Genomic DNA, 22192 nt, shown 5'->3' on the forward strand with positions numbered 1-22192 from the left:
TCAAGATGGAACCACTCATCGCAGGACAGCGGCGATGGCAGCGATTTCGACCAGGGCTCCGGGAACGCCGAGCCCTGCAACGAGCGCGCTGATGACAAGCGGTGGTTCATCAGATGCCAGGTCGGCGGCAATGGCTCCATACGCGGCCGCGACGTCCACGCCATCAACGAAGAGCACCGTCCACTGCACGACGTCGTCGATACTTGCGCCGACCGACTGCAGTGCTGTTTTGGCGTTTGCAAGTGCACGGGTCGACTGAGCGGCCACGTCACCCACACCGATGAGTGCGCCGTTCGCGTCGACCGAGTTCTGCCCGCCGACATAGATTGTTGTCGCGCCAGGCGGTATCACGGCGACGTGGCTAAAGGCTGGGCTGGAGACGAGGTCCTCCGGGCGAAAACGTCGAATCGAGGTCATGATCCACGATGATACGCACCATCCACAAAGAAGCTATGGGTACGGACTGCACCTACAGCGATGTGCTCTGGGAACCACATCTGGAGGAGCGGCTGGGCAACGATGATCGCTTCCGCCGCCCAACGGCGGCGGCTCAGCCCATCCGCTGCTCGGGATCTTCAAGGCTCCGACCCAGAACTCGCTCGAGCCATGTCGGACGTGCGAGCCGACATCGAGCGGGGCCAGCGAGGGTTCTGAAGTCTCGCCGCGCCGGTATGAGCCGATGCCGCGTGGGGCCTCAAAACCTGAGTGCTTCATATCCCCGCGGCTGCAGGCCCACTTAGGGCGCCGGCGCCGCCGCCGCGCCGAGTTGTACCGCCAGCTCCATGCTTCGCAGGCGGGCCGGGGAGAAGTCGTAGGGCATGCTCCGGATGATCTCGCCCGCACTCCTGATGCGTGAGCCCTTTGCCGGCGTGGGGTCGGGCGCCGCGTCGGCGTCCTCGGGCGGGTGCAGCTCGTCCCAGGCGTTGAAGATAGCGTCGTCCTCCTCCAGCTGACCGGACTCCTCGATGACGCGCATCAGCGCGGTCTCGAAGGCGTGCCGCTCAGCCGCCACCTGCGCCACCCGGGGGTCGTCGACGGCGACCGTGTCGTCGAGCGCCTCCTCGGCGACATCGACGCGGTCGGACTCGGCGCGCAGCCCAGGATCGAGGGCCAGAGTGAGGAAGCGGCCCGCCTGCATGACGGCGCCGAGCGGACCGAAGATTCGTTCGGTGACCAGCAATACGTCCAGGTCGTCCTGGCGCAGCGAGCCCTCGGGCGCGCCCTCGAGGCGGTTGGAGACGAGATCGTCGAGCAGTCCCAGTCGGCTGCCGAGGGTCCGCATGCGCTGCACCGAGGCGCGCTTCCGCTGCAGCTCGGCCTCCTGCACGGCGAGGGCGTCCTCAAGTCGCGCGAGGACGCCTGCGATCTCGTCCTCGCCGTCGGGGCCACTCGGCGCGGCGCCGTCGAAGGCGTCCCGGATGTCGTTTAGGGCGATCCCGGCGTCGGCCATGCGGCGGATCCAGAGCAGACGGATGATCTCCGCGTAGGCGTACCGGCGGCGGCCGTCTCTGCCCCGCTCCCGCTCGGGCAGCAGGCCGACCTGGTGGTAGTGGCGGATCGTCCGCGGAGTGACGCCGACGAACGCCGCGGCATCGCCGATCAGGACCTCTCGGGGCGGTTCAGGGAACGGGCGCATGGCAAACCTCTCGGATCGGGACAGGATGTGCTTCCAGCAGACCACATGACGCTACGGCAGGAGCAACTCGCTCTGCCTCATATCGCATGGACTCTGGGCCACGCGAACCATCCGGATCTCTCGCACACCGTCTTCGACCTTGACCTTGCCGTCGGTGCGAAAGCCGTGCTTTCGGTAGAAAGCTTGCGCGCGCGGGTTGGGGTCGGCGACCCACAGCGCAGCAGGAGAACTCCAATCAATGACGGCGTCGAGGAGCGCGGCCCCGACCCCAGAGCCGTGAAACTCGGCATATGTGTAAAGCACGTACAACTGCTGCGGCACGCCGGAGGCGTCGAGCGACGGGCCCGACATCGCGATGCCTATCAGCGAGCCTGCGTGCGAGGCCACGGCGACGACGTTCTGGTGGAAACGCGGATCGGTCAGTGCTGCGGACCAGAAATCCTCGCGCCAGTTCAGAAGACCGGGATCGTCGAGCGTGGCGTCACTCATCAGACCGCGGTAGGTCTCCCGCCACGTGCCGACGTGAACCTTTGCCATCTCGTGCGCGTCAGCCGGCACGGCGGGACGGATCGCGTAGTCGATGACCATCAGCCCACGGTAGTGCCATCGGTGGCGCCCGTGACAGGCGGACTTCGGGACTACGGAACACACTCAAACTAGATTGGAGCGGTGAACTGGATAATTCTCGCAAGCATCGTCACCGTGATCGCGGTCGTAGCGTTTGTCGGGCAGCGCAAGGGGTGGGTCGACTTGTCGTGGAATCAGAAGCGTCGAGGCGGGTCAATGACGATCGCCGATGAGGCATTCAATCCGATACGTCACGAGGCGCAGCTAGAGCTGGACCGCCAGACGATCTTGCCCGCGCCGGCCCCACTGGCCGGCGACGACGACAAGGGCACTTACCGAGGAATTGTTCGCATCAATACTTGACGCTGTTGGCTGGGCCGATGCATCCGAACGGAATTACCGACGATACGTTGCGGAGGTTGAATCCCGCGGATGTCCGCTTGGAATGCCGTCAGTATGAGCATGGGCACGGCGATGATGCGGTTGGGTCACCAAAGGAGATGGTCAGGATCAGGACGAGTGCTTCGTGTTGTGGACGCCCGGGAAACGCTTGAAGGCTGGAAGGAATGAAGTTGAGTGCCTACAGAACCAGGGCCCGTCACGGAACCCTCGAAGGGATGCGCCGAAGCCGTGGGGCATCTGCGACCATGAGTCCATGGACATAGGTAATCAAGCAACAATCGGCGGGTGGTGGTTCGCCCTCACGCTCGTCAATGCAGGCCTTGCCGAGTCGAAGGGGCGCGGCCGACTGATCTGGTGGCTGCTATCTCTAGTCCTAGGTCCGCTCGCAACGTTCCTCATCGTTGTCATGCCGCGCGGCACTATCCCGTCCTGACTTTCAAGCGGGCATCTGAACAGATCCCCAGGGCCTGATCCATCTTCGACAGTGCGGCCGGGCTTGAATGCCCGCGAAGGAGGCTTGCTCGCAGCGCTGATTGTCGCGCAGGGGTGCGAGTGCCAAAGTCACTCTTGTTGCGGGCCCGGTCCCTGCACAAAGGCGATGCCGCGTAATCTGCTGGCAGCCCAAACGAGCGCTCCAGCGGCGACGATGGCGGCAAGTAGCCCGACGATGTGAACGGCGAGGGAGGCCAAACCGCGTTCGGGGAGGAGGAAACCGTACGGGACCCAGCCGTCGGTCACGCCACGGATCAGGACCGTGATCAGCCACAGCACCGGATATGGAAGGAGCAGCCAGAGCCTTCCCCACGGTAGGGGCGCGCGGTCGCCGAGGAAGAGCCAATCGCATGCAACAAGGAACGGGAAGAGCACATGGAGAAGGGCGCTCATCCAGGGAGGCGCCGATCCTGTGCCCGGGACGAGCAGGTTGTAGATGACTGCGACGACAAGCAGATACGACGTGGCCATTCCTCGGAGGAGGGTGAGCGTAGGCGAGATGCGTCCGCCGCGGATGGCGAGCACTCCGGTAACGATGAGGATGGCGCTCGCGAGCAGGCTCGTTTGGTTGGTGAAATATCCAAAGTAGTCGAACAGGTTATTGTCTCCGGCAGCGATGCGTAGGGAGTACCCGTAGACGAGAACCGCGACGACCACGATGCCGCTGCCGGCACGGCAGATCCCGACCAGGGCAGAGGCGGGGCGGAGAGCTGCGTCAGGCATCACAAGCGTCAGCCTAACGAGGACTGTCCGGGCGGGTTCAATTGGCCGCCCCTGCTTGCTCGCACGCATCCAACGGCGTCAGCTAGACGTCGCCCTTCCCCGGCCTCTTCCTCCACGCGGGTTCCCTCCACGATTTCCATTGCCCAGCATGCGGCTGCGATGCCTGTGACGACACAGTCCCGGATCTCATAGATCAACTCGAGTGGACCGTGCGTACCGTCGCATCAGGGGGCTACTCAGAGAGCTTCGCGCCTGGCTCGGGCGAGTGGATCGAATATCGGCTCGATGAATCGGGGGGTGGGAATGCAATCGGGGCGCAGACACACTGAGGAACTACCTGACGAGCGGGTGGCGGCCGCCCGAGCTGCACTACCGGCTTCGGGTCACTGGAACTCCTGACCCGTGCGCCCCGAAGCAGGGCCGACGCCGACGCCTGGCGGGTGAGCTTCAGGCCACCTCGTATAGGCCCTCGAGTGCGCTCGTGATCGAGTCAAAAACGCCGATTGCGTGCGTCTGATCGTCCCTGAGCAGGAATCCTCGAGGCGTGCGCTGGATGATGCCAGCCAATTCATTGGTCACCTCGTGCCGCACTTCCCACCGCGCCGGCCCTGCCGAGACGACGGCGAACAGTTCTGCGTAGTTCAACGAAAACCCTTCACGCTTCCGAATTCCCCCGCGGACGTCTTTCACACCACCAGTGTGATGCCAGTTCGGGCACGAACTCGCTGTCCATAGCAGGAACAACAGGCGACGAGCATCTAACCCAGGGGTAGCCCAGTCATGGACACTCGAATCGAACTGGACTGGGGCTACGAAGGCACGTCACAACGCGATGTGACCGAAGCCGGAAGCTGCGCGGTGAGGATCACGAGCCCATGCGCACGGCTGCGACCGCGCGATCGTAGAGAGCCGCGAGATCGCCCACGCCGCCGCCAGCGACCCAGATCTCCCCTGCCACGTCCAGGCAGGTGATCGCGCTAGCGACGATCGCGGTGGGCGCCGGGTCGTAGACGTCGTCGTCGGCCAGTCCGAGACGCCTCCGGATGTCGGGTACCAGCAGCGACTGCCAATGCAGGTGCTTCTCGATACTGCGCGCCCGCAGCGACGGCGTCCCGTACATCATCGTCGCGATCTTCCAGGTGACACCGGGCTCGACCTCGAGCGCATCCACGGCGTGCAATGCCTGCCGAAGAGCTTCCCAAGGCCCGACGGCCTGCGGCACCTTCTCGAGCGCATCCCGCATGAGTTCGCCCTGGCTCGCCAGATCGCCCAGCACGATGTCTTCCTTGGTGCCGAAGTAGCGGAAGAACGAGCGCCGCGAGATGCCGGCCGTCGACGCGATCTGATCAATGGTCGTCTGGTCGAAACCCTGATCCAGGAACAGCCGCATAGCGATACTCGTGATCTCGGCATAGGCCGACTGACGCGATCGCTGCCACAACGTCGGTTCAGTGCTCATGTCAGCATCGTAGCCTAAATGCCTGATTGACACTGAGTGCCAGTTAGGCATACATTCTCCTCGGGCGCAGATCGCGGCCACCCTCACGTTTATTGGAGCTGCTCGTGCCCGTACTGGACTATCCCACCCACACCATCCTCATCACCGGAGCGTCATCCGGTATTGGCGCGACCTTTGCCCGCTCTTTGGCTTCTCGAGGCGCCAACCTCGTGCTGGTCGCCCGACGCGGGGATCGCCTCGATGCACTCGCCACCGAGCTCACCCAGGCCCACGGCGTGACCGTCACTGCGATCACCCAGGACCTCGGTTCGCCCTCGGTGGGCGTCGAGCTCGCAGCTGCGGTGGCAGCGGCAGGGCTCCATGTCACGGGCATCATCAACAACGCCGGTTTCGGCACATTCGGCGACTTCGTCAAGGAAGACCCCGACCGCCTTGCCCAAGAGATCGCCGTCGACATCAGCGCACCCGTCCACATCAGCTCCGCGTTCCTGCCCGACATGGTCAAGGCGGGCACAGGCTTCCTGATCAACGTCGCCAGTATGGCCGCCTACACACCCACCCCGAGGATGGCCGTCTACGGAGCGGCGAAAGCGTTCGTGCTGAGCTTTACCGAGTCCCTCTGGGCAGAGACCCGCGCATCAGGAGTCACCATCTTCGCAGTCTCGCCCGGCGCGACGAGCACCGAGTTCAACGCCGTCGTCGGCACCGACGATGCCACCGCGGGAGCCCGGATGCGTACCCCGGACGACGTCGTGGCCACCGCGCTCGCCCACCTCGACCGGCGCAACCCGGGCCCGAGTGTGATCGATGGCTCCTCCAACCGGGTCGGCGCGAACATCGGCCGAGTGATGAGCCGACGCGGAACCGTCACAATGATGCACCGCCTCACCGACCCCGCACGGCGCAACCGCACCGCCGCGGCGAGATAGCGCTGCGAGATTCGCGGCTCGGCGGTGACCATGCCAACGAACCTCTCGTCCAATGCCGTCGGTGACGCGGTGGTGGGTGCGGCGTTAGCGTTCTTGTTCCTCCGGTCGTCAGTCCAGATGCAAAGGGTGCCGCCGGAGACAGTGCCCGATCCTGCCCCGCGCCACAGTGGAAGCCGATCCAGCGCTCTCCGACCTGAGTAGGCTCGGACCCGTGCCACCGGAATATCGAGCCGACAGCCGGCCAGTCGAGTTTTCTGGCCTGATGAAGCGCGGTGGCTCGGCGACCCGAAGGGGATGAACATGTTCATGTATCGGGCAGTGCGCTTGATCGACGCGGTCGGATGGTGGCTTCTCCTCGCCGCTTTGCTCGTGATCCCCGTCAGTTTTATCGTGCAGGACTCGTCATCCCGCTCAGGTCTGTTGACCACGCTCCCCGGTGCAGTCCTGAGCGAGACTCTCCTGGTCCTGGCCTTAGCAGGTGGGTACGCATTCCGCGTTCGATCGCGGCGCATCACACTCGCTCAACTCACGGACCTCCGCCCATCAGAACTTTCTTTCGTGACCGCCCTGGACGGTCAGACGTTTCGCTGGCTTGCCCAGCGGAGCACGAGCCCCAGTCTCTGGTCTGCTCCGCCGTCAGTCGTGAACGCAGTTGGGACCAATGCGGGATTGGAATTTTACTGGCCGCTGCAGGCGCACCCGCTGCACCTGATTCATCTCATCCCTTGGCCAGAGATTTCGTCGGTCACCTTCAAGAGAAGTGGTTGGAATCCAGGGGTCCTCATCGTGCAAGTCCGGACAGCACCCGCCAACCTGCGCTTCGTCCTGGCCCGCACCACCCTGATTCCTCTGAACGACGGACAACGCCTGGTCGAGGCCATTGATAGGAGGAGGAGCTGATTGCTGTCGCAATCGCCCATTCATGAGCATTGGGCGCGGTGGAACGTGGGCAAGTTCGACGGTAGTTTCGTTAGCCAACGAACTCGCGCAAACACGTTTAGAGAGCAGAGACAGAGCGGGTGAGACTCAGTCGAGTTCGTTTGTCTAGATCTCCGCTCGTCTTCGTTGTGATCAGTTCAGTCGCTGTGCCGATTCTCCAGCTGGTAAGTCGACGCCCCTGGGACTCGCGGTGGACGGCACTGACTGTCGCACTATATGCGGTGGGAGTTCTTCTCATGACGAGTTGGCGGTTCTACGGGCGGACGAGACTGGTCTTCGGTTTTACGGCAAGTCAGCCGTCCTCTTCGACGTGGGTTGGAGCGATGTGAGTGCACTTTCAGTGCATGCCATAGTTGGCACCGCTGCCGAGACCATTCAGATTCTCGATGACTCTCAATCCATCGTTGCTCGGTTCCTGTTCATGAAGCCGAGTGGGACACACCACGTACCCGGTTGGAAGAACGACGAGCTACTCAAGCAGATCGCTGCCCGTCGCCCGCAGCCAAGGCCTTGAACCCTGGCGTCTCGTGAAGCACGGGATTCGAGACGCGAACTCGGAGGTCATCCATGAGATGCCTCGACTCCCTGCGCTGTTGAGGCACACGTGGTGTGTCCGGTTGTCGCTCATGCGACGTAGACGCCAACTAGCGACCCCCGGCGTACGGCATAGTGGAACCGCCTCACGCAACATCAGTCACATCGCACCACGGCCCGTACCTGGGCCGGCGTCAGGGCGAACCGGAACGGTCTCGTTCTCACCTCTCCTCAGAGATGAAGTGCATGACAAACAAGCGCATCGTTGCAATGCTCGCTACTTTCCTCGCGGTTGCGACAGTAGCGTCCCCACTCCTTTCCCTGCTTCAAGGGGTCGTCGGGCTGGACCCCGAGATCCTGCGCCTGCCCACTCTCGCGACAGCAATCGGGGCCGCTGTTGTGTGGTGGAATTGGCGCGAGAGCTTCAGATTTCCGCGAGTGACCGGACGAAGCGCCAGGCGAGCTGCCGTTCTGGCGGTGCTCTTTGCTGCCGCGACGATCGCTGTCTTGATTGCTCTCAACTGGGCCGAAGGCAGCGCGTGGTCGCCACTCGAAGCGTCAACTCTGCCGACGTCGCTCGGGCTCATCCTTATTCTGCAAATGCTCGGTGCGGCCGGTGAGGAGGTTGGGTGGCGAGGTGTGGTGCAGCCTCTTTTCGAGATCCGATTTTCGTTGATCTGGTCAGGGGTGTTCACGGGCGCGCTGTTCGGTCTCGGTCATTTCTACGTTCTGCTCGCGGCGGGTGTGGTTGTGTATCTGGCATTTGTCGTCGCCGCGATCGGCCTCTCCGTGACCTTGGCGGTTCTGACCACGGGGAGGTCCTTCGCCGCGCGCGTTCTGATTGCGACGTTCTTCCATTGGATGGTGAACGCGGCGACGCTCGTGGTCTTCTCAGGTGGCGATGAGTCTCTGCTCTGGACCATCAACACTGCAATCGCGACCGGACTTGTTGCAGTCCTCGCCGTAGTTGCCACCCGCACCGTAAGAGAACGACGTGCAGACCGTGCCGAGACAGAGACGGTTGCTGTGTAGCCGCCCTTCGGGCTTTCTGTTCTGCGGATAGGACGAGAACCAAGCCCACCATCGCCAGGCAGAGTAGGGCGAAGGCCGCGAAATACTCGATCGTCAGCATGCTGTGAATGTAGCCCAGCCTTACAGCGTCGTCTTCTGAATTCGGCCATCGGGCCTGAGTAGTCTTCGTCCATGAGTGGGGCCATCGCAAACCTGCTCGACGCGAAGGGAGACGTGGTGACGTCGGTGATCCCACCCGGCTACGAATCGTACGTTCGTGTCCTCAATCCGATCGAACTTCGAGACGGCAGGGACCGACCGCGATGTTCTCTCGGTACCAACGCGAGATGGTGCTCTACTCAGGCAGCTTGGTCGATGAGAATCGCACCCATACAGCTCTCCGAACACCGCCGGGTTCTCGGCGGAGTACCGGATCACGTCGCTGTCGCTGTCTGTGCTCATACTTGTACTTGCTCTCCCGACACAAACAAGTTCAATCTCCGTCGACGCCCACGGAACAGCCGGGTGCCCTGACGACGCCAAGCGCGGCGAGAATGATCGAGCGGCGCAACTCGTTTCTCAGGGCATCGACCGCTAGGTACTCAGGAGCCGAGTCCGGGCAGGTTCAGGTTGCCTAACTGTCGTTCGAGCGGCACGGTGCCCTCTACGATCACATCTCCGGTGTGTGCGGTGGTCACGGTCTCGATGAGGACGATGTGCACCTCCTCGTCGGCAACCGGGTTGTGCAGCACTCCTCGGGGTACGACGTAGAACTGTCCAGGGGTGAGCACAACCTCCTGGTCGTCTGGCAGTTGGATTCGAAGCCGACCCGAGACGACGATGAACATCTCGTCCTCTGCGTCGTGGGCGTGCCAGACCAGTTCGCCGAGGAGCTTCGCAACCTTGACGTACTGATCGTTCACCTGCCCGACCACTCGCGGCGTCCAGTGCGCTTCAACCTGCCGGAGCTCTGCGTCGAAATCGATGCCGGGGATGAGTGTCATGGGACCATTCTGCTTCACGGCGTGCGCGTAAGGCTCCGTGACGTGTTTGCCTGGGGCGTGCTGATCCCGCAGGGGAACAGGGGTCTGTGAGGACTGCTGTGCCGATCCGGCCGCCCGAAGTGGGGCGGTCCGAGAGCCCGCGGGCGCCCCGAGACGCTGGCGCTTGTCTGCCGGGTCCTCTACGGTCGCAGGTAGGAGTCGTTTCGGCTCCCACGTGCCGCCCAGAGAACGGACAGTCATGGCTTCTCGAACCGCCAAGCTAACTTTGGCCGCACTCGCCCTGCTTGCTCTGAGCGCCTGCTCCTCCCCCGCCGGTTCTGGCGAGGCAGCGACGGGGAGCGGGGGAACGATCGAGATGGCGGTCTCGAACACGTGCACCACGGAGGCGGATTCCCAGTGTGAGATGGTCAACGGCGAGAGTGTCGTGCTCCCCTCCACATTCCAACAAGTCGGCGTTCAGGATTCGAGTGTCGCCGAAGATCAGCAGAGTGCGGTCGACGTCAAGTTCACGAGCGACGGCGCGAAGGTGTGGCAGGAACTCACGGAGGAAGCCGTCGATGCCGGGGACTCAGCGCGCCTGCTCATCAGGATCGGCGACAAGCTTCAAACGGCGGTCCGCGTCATGGATGCCTCCACCGACGACCAGGTGCAGATCGCTCTCTCGGCAGACGTTAACGCCCAGGACCTCGTCGACCTCATAGGTTGAGTCACATGACTACTCGTCGGATCGTCATTGTTCTTGCCGGTGGCGCTCTTCTGCTCGCCATCGCCGGCGGCGGCGTCGCCGTATCGTTGTTGTTCGCCACCGGCGGCGTGGATACCGCTCGAACAAACCTGATGGTGTGGTGTCTTTCCATCTCAGTACTGCTGATCCTTGCCGCGCTCATTGTGAGCCGCCGAGAGAAATCACACTTGTAGCGGAACCTAGGGGGCGACTGGCCCGCTCGATAACATGAACCGCATGTCCATCAAGCTTGAGAATGTCGGCATTGCAGTTCGCGACCTTGAAGCAACGATCTCCTTCTTCACAGACCTCGGCCTCACGGTTCTGGGCAGAGACGAAGTGAGTGGCGAATGGACCGACACTGCTGTCGGTCTGGACGGCAACCACGCCAAGATCGCCATGCTTCAGACACCAGACGGACACGGACGTCTGGAACTCTTCGAGTACCTCCGCCCCGACGCGATTGAGTCGGAGCCCACCCGACCCAACGAGATCGGCATGCACCGGATCGCCTTCTCGGTCGATAACCTCGACGCCGCCCTCGCGATAGCCGCGACGCACGGATGCTTTCCGTTACGCGGTGTGGCGACCTATCAGGATGTCTACAAGCTCACCTACGTGCGCGGGCCCAGCGGCATCATCGTGATGCTGGCCGAGGAGCTGCAGAAGAACTGACTTATCGAGGGGAACCGCACGCGGGCACTCGCGGCGCCCGAGCGGCCCCAGACAGTGAGGTACCTCACCGCTCTCTAACGAGCGGCGCCAGTTGCGCTCAAGGGTTGAGCGCGCTCCATGCAAAGAAGTCGTGGCCGTTCTTCCCATGACGCGACCGGGACGAACCCGCGACGGCCGTACAAGCGGATGGCGTCGTCGCGCCACTCCCACACCGTCAGGCGGGTCGGCAGGTCTTGTTGGCTGAGCGCCGCATCGATCAAGGCGGAGCCGACTCCATGCCCACGCGCGGCCGGATCGACCCAGACGCGCTTGAGTTCGTACGCGGTTGGCGTGTGCTGCACAATCACCACTCCGACCGGCGAGCCGGCCAGGTGAGCAAGGTATACACGCGCGTTCTCGTAGGCACGTGCCGGATCGTCGACCTCAGCGCGGTAGCGCTCCGGCAGCCGGGCGCCCGCGCCGCCCAGGTACGTGGCCTTCTCGAGTTCGGTGTGCGTCAGATAGGCCTCCACGAGGTGACTCACAGCCCCGGCATCGGCGCCCGTGAGATCCGCGAGACGGATGCTGAGTTCGTTCTGTTCGCCGACCATGGCTCCATTCTTGCAAGGTGCGCGGCATGCACCTGCCGGACCATCTGTCAGCCGCTTCGCCCGGATTGCTTGCACCCGTTCGCCAGCAGGAATACCGTCTCAACAAGCTGTTGACCACCACAAGCGGAAGGCACTGCATGTTGAAGCGCGTCGCCTCGGGCGTTCTGGTTCACGAGGCCGAGTTCCTGCAGAGTAACTGCGTTGTCGTGCAGGGGCAGCACGGCGTGCTGCTCATCGATCCCGGCATCACCCGCCAGGAGCTGGCAGCCATCGCACACGACCTTCGCGAGTTGGGCCAACCCGTCGTTGCCGGATTCTCCACCCACCCGCACTGGGATCATGTGCTGTGGCACGTGGAGTTCGGTGACGCGCCCCGGTACGGCACGTCTCGCAACGCGACAGTGATGCGTGAGTTCCTGTCGAACGCGGACTGGAAGGACCAGATCGCCGAAGGACTCCCGCCGGAACACGCCGAGGACATCCCGATGGAGCTGCTCGGTCTGGTGTCGGGCCTGCCCGACGGCGCCGCGCAGATCCCCTGGGATGGCCCGACGGTGCGCATCATCGAGCACCGGGCCCATGCCGTCGGCCATGCGGCGCTGGTCCTCGAGGAGAGCCGAGTGCTCGTCGCGGGCGACATGCTGAGCGATACCCTGATGCCGTTCCTCGACCTGGCGGCCGAGACACCGCTCGAGGACTACCTCGCCGCGCTGCAGCTGTTTGAGAACGTGGCCGGCCAAACGGATGTCGTCATCCCCGGTCACGGCTCCATCGGCGGGGCCGACCAGTTGCAGGAACGGATCGCGCAGGATCGCGCGTACGTACAGGACCTGCGCGACGGCAAGACGACCGACGATCCCCGGGTCGGCCCGGATGCGCCATTGGAATGGCTGCCCGACGTGCACAACTGGCAAGTCCAGCAGCTCACCCACACACAGTAGAAGAACGAGGGAGGAGTTGTAGCGATGGCACAGGATGCGTTCCGGATCGCATCGGATGCCCTCTCTGATAGCCGAGGGCAGATCTCCGAGCTTGCGCGCCCGTTCCTGCACTTTCTGCCCGTCTCGGGCGCGTCGGTGTCGACCTTCGGGGCGTTCCTGCAGGCCGAAACGGTCTCGGCCACGGACGCCAGGGCCGGGCGGGTGGACGAGCTCCAATTCGATCTCGGCGAGGGACCCTGCTGGGACGCGCTAGCCCAGCGTCGGCCGATTCTAGCCCCGGACCTCGCCGCAGGCACCGAGTCGTGGCCGGCCTTCTTGGCTGCCATCCAGGCCGAGCAGATCGGGGCGATCTTCGCCTTCCCCCTGCTCTTCGGCCCCCTCGAGATCGGCGCCGTCGACCTCTACTCGGCCGAACCCGTCGCCCTCTCGGACGAACAACAACGGCAGACCCTGGTTCTCTCGGCCATCGTCAGCCGCATCCTGCTGCGCCGCGCCATCATCGACGAGGGCGGCGACGACGAGACCACGATGTACTCCCGACGGCTGATCCACCAGGCGACGGGCATGGTCCTGGCCCAACTCGGCACGACCGCCGAGGACGCCCACCTGATCCTTCAGGCCCGCGCCTTTGCCGAGAACCGCCCGATGCGCCACATCGCCCAAGACGTCATCGACCGGCGGATTCGATTCACCGCGTTACCCGATCCGGGCAAGGAACACCCATGAATGAGACAACCCGTATCGAACGGCTCTTTGACGCGTTTGCCACGCTGGCGGATACCCTCGTGGCCGGCTACGACGTGATCGATCTGCTGCAAACCCTGGTGGAGACCTGCCACCACCTCCTCGATGTCGATTCCGCCGGCATTCTCCTGGCCAACGCCAGCGACGATCTGGAGGTCGTGGCCTCCACGAGCGAGGCCAACGCTCTCGTGGAGATGATGCAGTTGGACGCTGACGCGGGCCCGTGCCTGAAGTGCTTCCGCACCCGTTCGGTCGTTTCGGTACCGGACATCGACGTCGATTCGGGCCGGTGGCCGGATTTCTGCACCACCGCCCTCGCCCAGGGCATCCACTCGGTGTACGCCATCCCGCTACGCCTCAGGGAGACCACGATCGGCACCCTGAACCTCATGCGAAACGAACGTGGGGAACTCGGCGAGCGCGACATACGGGCCGCCCAAGCCCTGGCGGATGTCGCGACCATCGGCATCCTGCAGGAACGCACGATCCGGGATGCCTCGAAGCTGCGCGACCAGCTGCAGGAGGCCCTGTCCAGCCGGATCATCATAGAACAGGCCAAGGGCGTGGTCGCCGAAACCGCCGATGTGTCGATCGAGGCAGCGTTCGCCCTCATCCGGCACCACGCCCGCTCCCACCAATTGCCCCTGAGTCAGGTGGCCCGACAACTCGTCGGCCGCGACCTCCGCTTCGGACCCGGCGACACAGCCCAGGAGAAGACCCCAGCATGACCGGCCGTATCCACATCGACCACTTCACCACCCTCGACGGCGTCGCCCAGGCCCCCGGCGGGCCCGACGAAGACACCGACAGCGGCTTCAGGTTCGGCGGCTGGCAGGCGCCCCTGATCGGCGAAACCGACGGCGCCCAGATCTCCGCGGGTATCGAGGCCATGGACGCCCTGCTCCTGGGTCGCCGCACCTACGACATCTTCGCCGGCTACTGGCCCCACCAGCTGGAGGGCGCCGACTCCAGCATCGCGCGCAAGTTCGACGCGATACCCAAGTACGTCGCCTCGAGAGGCCGACCTCAGCTGGACTGGCGCGACTCGCACCTGCTCGGCCGCGATCTCGCCGCGGAAATGACCGCCCTGCGCGACCGGCACGAGGAGATCCACGTGATCGGCAGCATCGACCTGTCCCGCACCCTGGTGGCCCAAGGCCTGTTCGACCAGCTGAATCTCTGGGTGTACCCGATCGTGGTCGGCCCCGGTAAGAGACTCTTTCCCGATGACGGGCCGCCCGCGTCCCTGACGCTGCTCGCCGCCGATGCAGCGAGCGAGAAGGGCGCCGTTCTGCTGCGCTACGGCTGGACGGGATCGGTGCCCCAGGTAGGAGACATGAGTCGGTGAGCGTGCGCCCGCCGGGGGTGCGCAACTTGCCCTCGCCGCACCCCGCGCACCAGACTGGAGATACCGGATCGCTATTGAGTCTTCCGCCTGCGGCCAAGAGGAGCTCACCATGACCGAACCGACCGATGCCCGTGTTGGCCTGTACATCGACTTCGACAACATCGTCATCTCGCGCTACCAGCAGCTGCACGGCCGCAACGCGTTCCAGCGCGACGGCATCCGCGACTTCGACCGCACCAGCCGGGACGCCGACCCGGAGGTCGCCGCACGCCTGGCCGCCGCCACCGTTGACTTCAACGCCATCATCGACTTCGCCGCCTCGTTCGGCACCCTCGTGGTCAACCGCGCCTACGCGGACTGGTCGGTGCCGGTCAACGCCAGCTACCAGCGTCAGCTGATGAGCCGCGCGGTGGACCTCACCCAGCTGTTCACCACCACCACCCGCGGCACCAAGAACGGCGCCGACATCCGCCTGGCCGTCGACGTGGTCGAAGATCTCTTCCGGCTGCCCGACCTCACCCACGTGATCATCGTCGCGGGCGATTCGGACTACATCGCCCTCGCCCAGAAGTCGAAGCGCCTCGGCCGCTTCGTCGTGGGCATCGGCGTCGCCGGCTCCACGAGCACCTCGCTCGCGGCCGCGTGCGACGAGTTCGAGGATTACGACTCGCTCCCCGGCATCGACAAGGCCACCGCAGCAGCGGCCGCCGCGACCTCCACCGAGCGCCCGAAGTCCGGCCGTCGCTCGTCGGAGCGCGCGGAGACGCAGCCCGACACTCCCCCCAGCACCGCCCGCAAGCTCACGACCATCCCGATGTTCTCGCACACGGAGGACTCGCAGTTCGATGACCTGGAACCGGCCGATGACATCGACCCGCAGTCACTCGCCACCGAACTCCTCGTGCGCGCCCTGCAGATCGGTCACGCCAAGGGTGACGCCGACGAGTGGCTCAACACCGGCACCGTGAAGAACCAGATGCGCCGCATGGACCCGTCCTTCAACGAGAAGCCGCTCGGCTTCCGGTCGTTCACCGATTTCCTCTCGTCCCGCAGCGACGTGGCCGAGCTGCAGGAGGACGGCCCGCAGCGGCTGATCCGGCTGCGCCCTGAGGCCGACTCCCGCCGCTGAGGCGGTAACCTTCCCCGCGGCGAGGGGCCTACCCGGCTGCCTGGCCGACCAGGCCGGGGATACTGATTCCGGCCAGCGCCTCGACCTGGTGCCACACCTGGTCGGCGATCCCGGCGGGCGGTGTGGCCGTGCGCACCAGGGGCGGCACCGACACCGGTCGACCACGCAGGCTTCCGGCCGGCGCGTAATACTCGCCGCCCCGCACGGACGGATCGGTGACCGCCCGCACTGCCGACCACGCCGCCGTGTCCTTGCCCTGGGCCCACGGTGTGTACGGGTTGCGCTGGTACGGCGTCGTCGCATCCCGGATCCCGGGTCGCTCCGGGGTCTTCGCGTCGACTCCGACGCCGGGCCTGGTCACGACCGACAGCACCGGCAGGCCGGTCGCTTGCAACCGCCGGTCGAGCTCGAAGGCGACAACCTCGGTGACGGTCTTCGCCTTCGTGTAGGCGCCGACGCCGACCACCGGAACACGCGCGAGATCGTCGAGGTCATAGCGGAATCGACTGACAAACCCGGTGGAGGTGTGCACCACCCGGCCGACCGTCTCGTGGGCCGTCGCCGTCGCCGCCAGCGCCGGAAGCACCCCGGCGAGCAGGCGAAAGTTGGCGACGACGTGGGTGCCCAGAAGGATCGGAAGTCCGTCGGTGGTCCTGGCTCCCCGACCGAAATTCATCACGCCGCCGTTGAGCACGATGCTGTCGAGCCGGGGCAATGCCGCCAGCTCCGCCGCGGCGGCGTCGACGGAGGCGAGCAACCCCAGCTCGACCACGACGGATCGTACCGAGGCTCCCGGGACACGACCCAGTATCGCCTCCCGCGCCACGCGAAGCTTGACTGCGGAGCGTGAGGCGAGAACAACATCCGCGCCGGCCGCGGCGAGCTGCTCCGCGGCGAAGTAGCCGATCCCCGCCGTCGCGCCGGTGACCACGATGGTGCGTCCGGATTGGCTGGGCAGGTGTTCTGGGTTCCAGGTCATTGCTGTCCTCATCTCTAAGTGGATTGATTATCCGATTGGACGCTAGCACAATACGGATGAGTCATCCACTTCGGCTAGACTGGCGGCATGACCGTGCTCCGTTCCGATGCCGCCCGCAGTCGCGCCCGGATCCTCGAGGTCGCCAGAACCCACGATGCCCACGACCTCCGACTCAACGACATCGCCCGGGAGGCTGGCGTCGGCGTCGGCACGGTCTACCGGCACTTCCGCAGCGTGGGTGCTCTCGTCGAGGCCCTCACCGCCGACACGATCGAGCGGATGCTGCAGATCTCCCGCCGCGCCGCAGCCGAACCCGAGCCCGGCGCCGCGTTCTCGCTCTACCTACGCTCCGCCCTCACCCTGCAACTCGAGGACGACGGCCTCCAAACCGTCCTCCTCTCACGCGACGACGAGTCAGACGTGGTGCATGCAGCCAAGCGAGAGATTTTCGACACCTTTTCCAGCCTCCTGGACGGCGCAAAGAACGCCGGTGCTGTTCGCGCGGATCTCACCGTGGACCAGGTCTCGCACCTTGTCTGCGGCATCGAACACGCGGTGCGACTCGGCACCCCCGCCGACAGGGCCCCGCTCCTGGAGATTCTGTTCACCGGGCTCCGCCCCACGGTCTGACAGCACCGGGTTGCCGGATCGGCAAGCCGATTTCGCCACCAGCCGCCCAGCCTGCATGCTGCTGTGATGGACCAGACCAGCGACCACACCCCCGCCGTTCACACGCCGCAGGACCCCCACGACATCCAGGACGTCTGGGACCAGCGGTACGCCGGTGCTGAGAACCTGTGGAGCGGCAGCCGAACGCGACCCTGGTGGCCGAACTGGAGGGGATGCGGCCCGGCCGCATCCTGGACGTCGGCTGCGGTGAGGGTGCCGATGCGCTCTGGCTTGCCGCACACGGCTGGGACGTGACGGCGTTGGACGTCTCCCAGGTGGCACTGACCCGGGCGTCAGAGCGCGCCGACGACCTCGGCCTTCAGGTGCACTGGCTGCACGCCGGCCTGGTCGAAGCCGAACTCGCTCCGGGGTCCTTCGACGTGGTCTCGGCGCAGTACCCCGCGCTGCTTCGCACCGACGACGCCGCGGCCGAACGCGCCCTGCTTGATGCGGTGGCGCCGAATGGTGTGCTGCTCGTCGTGCACCACTCCCTGCCTAGCGTGGAGCAGGCCGCCGCGCACGGGTTCCACCCCCAGGACTACGTAAGTCCGGCGGATGTTGCCGCGCGGCTGGATGGCAGCTGGATCGTCGAGGTCGACGAGATTCGGCCCCGCCATGTGAGCAGCGGCGCCGGGGCGCACCACACCGAAGATGTGGTGCTACGCGCCCGCCGGCTACCCTGAGCACACTTTCCCGGGACCTTCGACCCAAATTTCGATGCCCAAACAGTGTAAATTTCAAGTGGTGTGTGAAATTTGACAGGATATTCTCAGTCGGCCAACCCGGTTTGTACTGAGCTGTGCCAGGCGGGAACCACGCGTTTGGCATCCACATCATAAGGAGATCCAGGTGGCGACCTCGCCCGCTAAAGACATTATTCAAAGCATCGGAGGGGCGTCGAACGTCGTCGCCCTCACCCACTGTGCGACTCGTTTGCGCTTCACGCTCAAGGACGCATCCGGAATCGATCAGGCTCAGGTAGAAGCCATCCCAGCCGTTCTGGGTGCCGTTCCCCAGTCAGGGGACCGCTTCCAGGTCGTCATCGGTGGCGCCGTCGAGACCGTGTACAACGAGATCCTCGCGCTGCCCGAGATGAAGAAGGTCGGCACCGGCGAAAGCGCCGACGACATCAAGGCCGCCGAGCGCGCCAAGGGCCCCCGCGGCAAGTTCGCCGGGCTCGACACCTTCTTCGAGGTCCTCTCCGACTCCTTCCGACCGATCCTGGGCGCGCTGCTGGGCGCCTCGCTCTTCATCACCTTCATGGCGCTGATGGCCACCCTCGGTGTCATCCCCGCGTGGAACGCCCCGGGCGTCACGCTCGAACCCGGCTGGGCCTTCATCAACCTGATGTGGCAGGGCGTGTTCGTCTTCCTGCCGCTCATGGTCGCCTACAACGCCTCCAAGCGCCTCGGCGCCGACCCGTGGGTCGGCTTCGGCATCATGGCCGTCGTCATGCTGCCGGGCTTCTCGGCCCTGGCCGCCTCCGACGGCGCCCAGACCGTGTTCGACGGCAAGGCTGCCATCGTGTCGATCTTCGGCCTGCCGTTGACCGTCACCGACTACAGCTCGCAGGTCTTCCCGCCGCTGCTGATGGCGGCCGTTCTCGCCCTCCTCACCAAGGGCCTGAAGAAGATCATTCCCTCCAGCGTCCAGCTGATCTTCGTACCGTTCCTGAGCATGCTCGTGATGATCCCCGTCACGGCCTTCCTCATCGGCCCGATCGGCGTCTTCGGCGGTGCGGCCATCGGCGAGTTCCTCAAGTCCATCAACGACTTCTCACCGCTCATCTTCGCGATCGTCATCCCGCTGGCCTACCCGTTCATGGTTCCGCTGGGCCTGCACTGGCCGCTGAACGCCGTCATGCTGCTGAACATCCAGTCCCTCGGCTATGACTTCATCCAGGGCCCGATGGGTGCCTGGAACTTCGCCTGCTTCGGTGCCACCGCCGGTGTGCTCGTCCTCGCTATCCGCGCCAAGAACAGCCAGATGAAGCAGACCGCGACGGGTGCTCTCGCCGCCGGCCTGCTCGGCGGTATCTCCGAACCGTCGCTGTACGGCATCCACCTGCGGTTCAAGCGCATCTACCCGCGCATGCTCGTCGGTTGCCTCGTCGGTGGTGTCATCATCGGCCTCGGCGGTGGCGTCACGACCAACGCGTTCGTGTTCACGTCGCTGCTGACCATCCCGGCCTTCAACAACATCCCGCTGTACGCGATCGCCGTTGCCGCGTCGTTCTTCACCGCGATGATCCTCGTGATCCTCTCCGGCTACCTCTCGCCCGAGCAGAAGGCCGAAGCGGCCGCTCAGCTCGCCGCCGACACCGCGATGGAAGAGGCCAAGCACGCTCCCGTCGCGACTCCGGTTGCCGTCGCATCCAGCACGGCTACCGCCACGGCACCCGCCGCCGCCGGCACGGCCACCCTGGTCGCCACAGTCCTCGCCACGATCGGTTCGCCGGTCGAGGGCATCGTCGTACCGCTCGACGAGGTACCCGACCCCGTGTTCAGCAAGGGCATCGTGGGCCTCGGCGTTGGCGTCGACCCGACCGGGGACACCGTCTTCGCGCCGGCCGCCGGCAAGGTCCTGGTCGCTCAGCCGACCGGCCACGCCTTCGGCCTGATGCTCGACGGCGGCATCGAAATGCTCATCCACGTGGGCATCGACACCGTCAACCTGGCCGGCAAGGGCTTCGACGTCAAGGTCAAGGCCGGCGACCGGGTCGAAGCCGGCACCCCGCTGGTGACCTTCGACCGCGCGATCATCGAGGAGGCCGGCTACTCGCTGGTCACCCCGGTGCTCGTGACCAACCCGAAGAAGTTCGGCTCCATCGACCAGGCCGCCACCGGCCACGTCGCCGTCGGAGACGCGCTGATCACGGTGACCGCCAAGTAACACCTGCACCAACACACAAGGTGGGCAGAGAGAAATCTCTGCCCACCTTTTTTGTGGCGTATGGTGCGAAGTCGCCTTACTCGGCGCCCTGCTGAGCGGCGGCCTGCTGCTCGGCCTTCTGCGCCGCCACCTGGCGGTGCACGTCGGCCATGTCCAGGCCCTTCACGGCCGTGACCACCTGCTCGAGCGCGGCCGGCGGCAGCGCGCCGGGCTGGGAGAACACCAGCACGCCTTCACGGAAGGCCATCAGGGTGGGAATCGACTGGATGCCCGCGGCCGCGGACAGCTGCTGCTCGGCCTCGGTGTCGACCTTGGCGAACACCACGTCCTGGTGCTGCTCCGACGACGCCGCGTAGGTGGGGGCGAACTGCTTGCACGGACCGCACCAGTCGGCCCAGAAATCCACCAGCACGATCTCGTTGGCCGCCAGGGTCTCGCCGAACGTGGTCTCGGTGACGTCAATGGTGGGCATGGGGTCTCCTTGCGTTCTCGAAAGATGAATTGACTAGTCTCGCAGGTGCCGCTGGGCGTTTCTCGGGTCCGGCCTGGGAACCGGCCCGGCGGTGCGTCTCATCGGCACAGTGGGGTTAACGCCGAGCGGCGCGCGCTCTATTCCTCACCGCCCGCTCTGCGCTAGTCTGGTCGGCTCGCCAACCCGGGCAGGACGAGGACCACCATGCAGCATTTCCTGGACACCAACCGCGCCAATTGGGACGATCGGGCATCCGCTCACGCAGCGCGCACCGGTCTCGGTTACCAGGTGCAGCGCTATGTGGACGACCCAGCGCGGTTATCGGATGTGGTGCGCTTCGACCGCGACCGGTTGGGCGACGTCACGGGGCTGCGCACGGTGCACCTGCAGTGCCACATCGGAACCGACACGCTCTCCCTGGCCCGCCTCGGCGCCCACGTGACCGGCCTGGACTTCTCCCCGGTGGCCCTCGCCGAGGCTCGTACCCTCGTGCACGAGACCGGTGACAGGGTGGACTTCGTCGAGTCCGACGTGTACTCGGCACTCTCCGTACTCGAACCGGGTGGTTTCGATCTGGTCTACACGGGAATCGGGGCACTGTGCTGGTTGCCGAGTATCGACCGCTGGGCGGCCGTCGTGGCCGGACTGTTGGCGCCGGGCGGTCGACTCTTCCTCCGGGAGGGGCATCCGATTCTGTGGGCGATGGACGAGAGGCTGGGAGACGACTTGCACCTGCGGTTCCCGTACTTCGAGCACGAGACGCCGCTGGAGTGGGACGACGATTCCACCTACGTGCAAACAGACCGACCGATGACGGCCACGAAGACCTACGAGTGGAATCACGGCCTGGGTGAGATCGTGACCGCGCTCCTGAACGCGGGCTTGAAGCTCACGATGCTCGTGGAACACGACAGCGTGCCGTGGGAGGCGCTGCCCGGCCAGATGGTCGAGCGGCCCGGTGGGGAGTTCGCGCTGAGCACGCGGGCCGGCGTCGCGCCGCTGTCGTACACGCTCCAGGCCGTCAAGCCCCCGCGGTAAGGGCGGCACCCGACACCCGGGAGTGGCGTCGTCGGGCGTTACCGGCGCCCCACCGAGACCGCGCCGACGCCGAAGGTGAAAAGCCCCAGTGCGACAAGCATCGCCAGGAACGCCGGCTCGAAACCGGTGGCGAAGACCACGACGGCGGCCACGAAGACCAGCACCGCCACCACCAGGCACCACATCCCGAGGTGTCGCATCCAGTCGCTGAGCAGCGGTGTGATCATGGCCTCATTATGCCTGCCCCGGGTGAACCGGTGAAGGCCGCGCGGCGACGATCGGGCGACCGAACATC

At 65.2% G+C, this 22192-nt stretch carries 27 protein-coding genes and 1 pseudogene; 17 read left to right on the top strand and 11 right to left on the bottom strand.

Going from position 1 to position 22192, the window contains the following annotated elements; all coding sequences use genetic code 11:
- Positions 1 to 15: 15 nt before the first annotated feature.
- The 3 genes from DOE79_RS06810 to DOE79_RS06820 form a co-directional block, all read right to left on the bottom strand.
- A complete protein-coding gene (locus DOE79_RS06810) occupies positions 16 to 417 on the bottom strand; it encodes a RidA family protein (protein WP_120337838.1) in 402 nt (133 codons plus the stop codon).
- A gap of 319 nt (positions 418 to 736) precedes the next feature.
- Complete coding sequence (locus DOE79_RS06815; RefSeq protein WP_120337839.1) at positions 737 to 1636, bottom strand: helix-turn-helix domain-containing protein; 900 nt, start codon at positions 1634 to 1636, stop codon at positions 737 to 739.
- A gap of 51 nt (positions 1637 to 1687) precedes the next feature.
- Positions 1688 to 2224 carry a GNAT family N-acetyltransferase gene (locus tag DOE79_RS06820; protein WP_220094293.1) on the bottom strand — a complete coding sequence of 179 codons (537 nt, stop codon included), beginning with the start codon at positions 2222 to 2224 and terminating at the stop codon, positions 1688 to 1690.
- An 81-nt stretch (positions 2225 to 2305) separates the two neighbouring features.
- On the opposite strand from DOE79_RS06820, the gene DOE79_RS06825 reads away from it, so the two are divergent.
- On the top strand, positions 2306 to 2566 hold the full coding sequence (locus tag DOE79_RS06825) for a hypothetical protein (RefSeq protein WP_120337840.1): 261 nt from the start codon (positions 2306 to 2308) through the stop codon (positions 2564 to 2566).
- A 600-nt stretch (positions 2567 to 3166) separates the two neighbouring features.
- Here the strand turns inward: DOE79_RS06825 and DOE79_RS06835 are convergent.
- Complete coding sequence (locus DOE79_RS06835; RefSeq protein WP_162942638.1) at positions 3167 to 3820, bottom strand: Pr6Pr family membrane protein; 654 nt, start codon at positions 3818 to 3820, stop codon at positions 3167 to 3169.
- A gap of 152 nt (positions 3821 to 3972) precedes the next feature.
- On the opposite strand from DOE79_RS06835, the pseudogene DOE79_RS21135 reads away from it, so the two are divergent.
- Positions 3973 to 4149: pseudogene (locus DOE79_RS21135) on the top strand (DUF6226 family protein); the annotation flags it as partial.
- Between the two features lie 118 nt (positions 4150 to 4267).
- Here the strand turns inward: DOE79_RS21135 and DOE79_RS06840 are convergent.
- Both DOE79_RS06840 and DOE79_RS06845 read right to left on the bottom strand, forming a co-directional pair.
- Positions 4268 to 4510: a hypothetical protein gene (locus tag DOE79_RS06840; RefSeq protein ID WP_120337843.1), complete on the bottom strand. Its 243-nt coding sequence runs from the start codon at positions 4508 to 4510 to the stop codon at positions 4268 to 4270.
- Positions 4511 to 4685: 175 nt separating this feature from the next.
- Complete coding sequence (locus tag DOE79_RS06845; RefSeq protein ID WP_120337844.1) at positions 4686 to 5279, bottom strand: TetR family transcriptional regulator; 594 nt, start codon at positions 5277 to 5279, stop codon at positions 4686 to 4688.
- A gap of 104 nt (positions 5280 to 5383) precedes the next feature.
- Between DOE79_RS06845 and DOE79_RS06850 the strand changes: the two genes are divergently transcribed.
- From DOE79_RS06850 to DOE79_RS06860, 3 genes are all read left to right on the top strand, one after another.
- Positions 5384 to 6208, top strand: a complete 825-nt coding sequence (locus tag DOE79_RS06850; protein ID WP_120337845.1) for an SDR family NAD(P)-dependent oxidoreductase — start codon at positions 5384 to 5386, stop codon at positions 6206 to 6208.
- Between the two features lie 300 nt (positions 6209 to 6508).
- The gene (locus DOE79_RS06855; protein WP_220094294.1) at positions 6509 to 7108 is read left to right on the top strand and encodes a hypothetical protein; all 600 of its coding nucleotides are present in this window, start codon (positions 6509 to 6511) and stop codon (positions 7106 to 7108) included.
- 819 nt (positions 7109 to 7927) lie between these two features.
- Complete coding sequence (locus tag DOE79_RS06860; RefSeq protein ID WP_162942639.1) at positions 7928 to 8713, top strand: CPBP family intramembrane glutamic endopeptidase; 786 nt, start codon at positions 7928 to 7930, stop codon at positions 8711 to 8713.
- Positions 8714 to 9294: 581 nt separating this feature from the next.
- On the opposite strand, the gene DOE79_RS06865 is transcribed toward DOE79_RS06860, so the two are convergent.
- Complete coding sequence (locus tag DOE79_RS06865; RefSeq protein WP_120337848.1) at positions 9295 to 9696, bottom strand: cupin domain-containing protein; 402 nt, start codon at positions 9694 to 9696, stop codon at positions 9295 to 9297.
- 238 nt (positions 9697 to 9934) lie between these two features.
- Between DOE79_RS06865 and DOE79_RS06870 the strand changes: the two genes are divergently transcribed.
- The 3 genes from DOE79_RS06870 to DOE79_RS06880 are packed head-to-tail and all read left to right on the top strand — an operon-like array spanning position 9935 to position 11095.
- Positions 9935 to 10402: a SecDF P1 head subdomain-containing protein gene (locus DOE79_RS06870; RefSeq protein ID WP_162942640.1), complete on the top strand. Its 468-nt coding sequence runs from the start codon at positions 9935 to 9937 to the stop codon at positions 10400 to 10402.
- A 5-nt stretch (positions 10403 to 10407) separates the two neighbouring features.
- The gene (locus DOE79_RS06875; RefSeq protein ID WP_120337850.1) at positions 10408 to 10614 is read left to right on the top strand and encodes a hypothetical protein; all 207 of its coding nucleotides are present in this window, start codon (positions 10408 to 10410) and stop codon (positions 10612 to 10614) included.
- A 43-nt stretch (positions 10615 to 10657) separates the two neighbouring features.
- Positions 10658 to 11095, top strand: a complete 438-nt coding sequence (locus tag DOE79_RS06880) for a VOC family protein (protein ID WP_120337851.1) — start codon at positions 10658 to 10660, stop codon at positions 11093 to 11095.
- A 74-nt stretch (positions 11096 to 11169) separates the two neighbouring features.
- Here DOE79_RS06880 and DOE79_RS06885 read toward each other — a convergent pair whose 3' ends face one another.
- Positions 11170 to 11685: a GNAT family N-acetyltransferase gene (locus tag DOE79_RS06885; RefSeq protein ID WP_120337852.1), complete on the bottom strand. Its 516-nt coding sequence runs from the start codon at positions 11683 to 11685 to the stop codon at positions 11170 to 11172.
- A gap of 26 nt (positions 11686 to 11711) precedes the next feature.
- On the opposite strand from DOE79_RS06885, the gene DOE79_RS06890 reads away from it, so the two are divergent.
- The 5 genes from DOE79_RS06890 to DOE79_RS06910 all read left to right on the top strand — a co-directional run bounded on the left by DOE79_RS06890 (position 11712) and on the right by DOE79_RS06910 (position 15847).
- Entirely contained in the window at positions 11712 to 12626 is a 915-nt protein-coding gene (locus tag DOE79_RS06890) for an MBL fold metallo-hydrolase (RefSeq protein WP_245977170.1), read from the top strand.
- A gap of 24 nt (positions 12627 to 12650) precedes the next feature.
- Entirely contained in the window at positions 12651 to 13352 is a 702-nt protein-coding gene (locus tag DOE79_RS06895) for a GAF and ANTAR domain-containing protein (RefSeq protein WP_120337854.1), read from the top strand.
- Complete coding sequence (locus DOE79_RS06900) at positions 13349 to 14098, top strand: GAF and ANTAR domain-containing protein (protein WP_120337855.1); 750 nt, start codon at positions 13349 to 13351, stop codon at positions 14096 to 14098. Before DOE79_RS06895 ends, DOE79_RS06900 begins: the two co-directional genes overlap by 4 nt.
- Entirely contained in the window at positions 14095 to 14718 is a 624-nt protein-coding gene (locus DOE79_RS06905) for a dihydrofolate reductase family protein (RefSeq protein ID WP_120337856.1), read from the top strand. Before DOE79_RS06900 ends, DOE79_RS06905 begins: the two co-directional genes overlap by 4 nt.
- A 109-nt stretch (positions 14719 to 14827) precedes the next feature.
- Positions 14828 to 15847, top strand: a complete 1020-nt coding sequence (locus DOE79_RS06910; protein WP_120337857.1) for an NYN domain-containing protein — start codon at positions 14828 to 14830, stop codon at positions 15845 to 15847.
- A gap of 28 nt (positions 15848 to 15875) precedes the next feature.
- Here the strand turns inward: DOE79_RS06910 and DOE79_RS06915 are convergent, their stop codons facing one another.
- Positions 15876 to 16826, bottom strand: coding sequence for an SDR family NAD(P)-dependent oxidoreductase (locus DOE79_RS06915; protein WP_120337858.1), 951 nt, complete (start codon positions 16824 to 16826; stop codon positions 15876 to 15878).
- Between the two features lie 87 nt (positions 16827 to 16913).
- Between DOE79_RS06915 and DOE79_RS06920 the strand changes: the two genes are divergently transcribed.
- From DOE79_RS06920 to DOE79_RS06930, 3 genes are all read left to right on the top strand, one after another.
- Entirely contained in the window at positions 16914 to 17456 is a 543-nt protein-coding gene (locus tag DOE79_RS06920) for a TetR/AcrR family transcriptional regulator (RefSeq protein WP_120337859.1), read from the top strand.
- Positions 17457 to 17650: 194 nt separating this feature from the next.
- The gene (locus tag DOE79_RS06925) at positions 17651 to 18178 is read left to right on the top strand and encodes a class I SAM-dependent methyltransferase (protein WP_220094295.1); all 528 of its coding nucleotides are present in this window, start codon (positions 17651 to 17653) and stop codon (positions 18176 to 18178) included.
- Between the two features lie 166 nt (positions 18179 to 18344).
- On the top strand, positions 18345 to 20387 hold the full coding sequence (locus DOE79_RS06930; RefSeq protein WP_120337860.1) for a glucose PTS transporter subunit IIA: 2043 nt from the start codon (positions 18345 to 18347) through the stop codon (positions 20385 to 20387).
- 76 nt (positions 20388 to 20463) lie between these two features.
- Here the strand turns inward: DOE79_RS06930 and trxA are convergent, their stop codons facing one another.
- Complete coding sequence (gene trxA / locus DOE79_RS06935; protein ID WP_066593520.1) at positions 20464 to 20859, bottom strand: thioredoxin; 396 nt, start codon at positions 20857 to 20859, stop codon at positions 20464 to 20466.
- A gap of 204 nt (positions 20860 to 21063) precedes the next feature.
- Between trxA and DOE79_RS06940 the strand changes: the two genes are divergently transcribed.
- On the top strand, positions 21064 to 21897 hold the full coding sequence (locus DOE79_RS06940) for a class I SAM-dependent methyltransferase (protein ID WP_120337861.1): 834 nt from the start codon (positions 21064 to 21066) through the stop codon (positions 21895 to 21897).
- 38 nt (positions 21898 to 21935) lie between these two features.
- On the opposite strand, the gene DOE79_RS06945 is transcribed toward DOE79_RS06940, so the two are convergent.
- On the bottom strand, positions 21936 to 22124 hold the full coding sequence (locus DOE79_RS06945; RefSeq protein WP_120337862.1) for a hypothetical protein: 189 nt from the start codon (positions 22122 to 22124) through the stop codon (positions 21936 to 21938).
- Positions 22125 to 22192: the final 68 nt, after the last annotated feature.

Origin of the sequence: Cryobacterium soli, assembly GCF_003611035.1 — a bacterium.
Lineage (GTDB): Bacteria > Actinomycetota > Actinomycetes > Actinomycetales > Microbacteriaceae > Cryobacterium > Cryobacterium soli.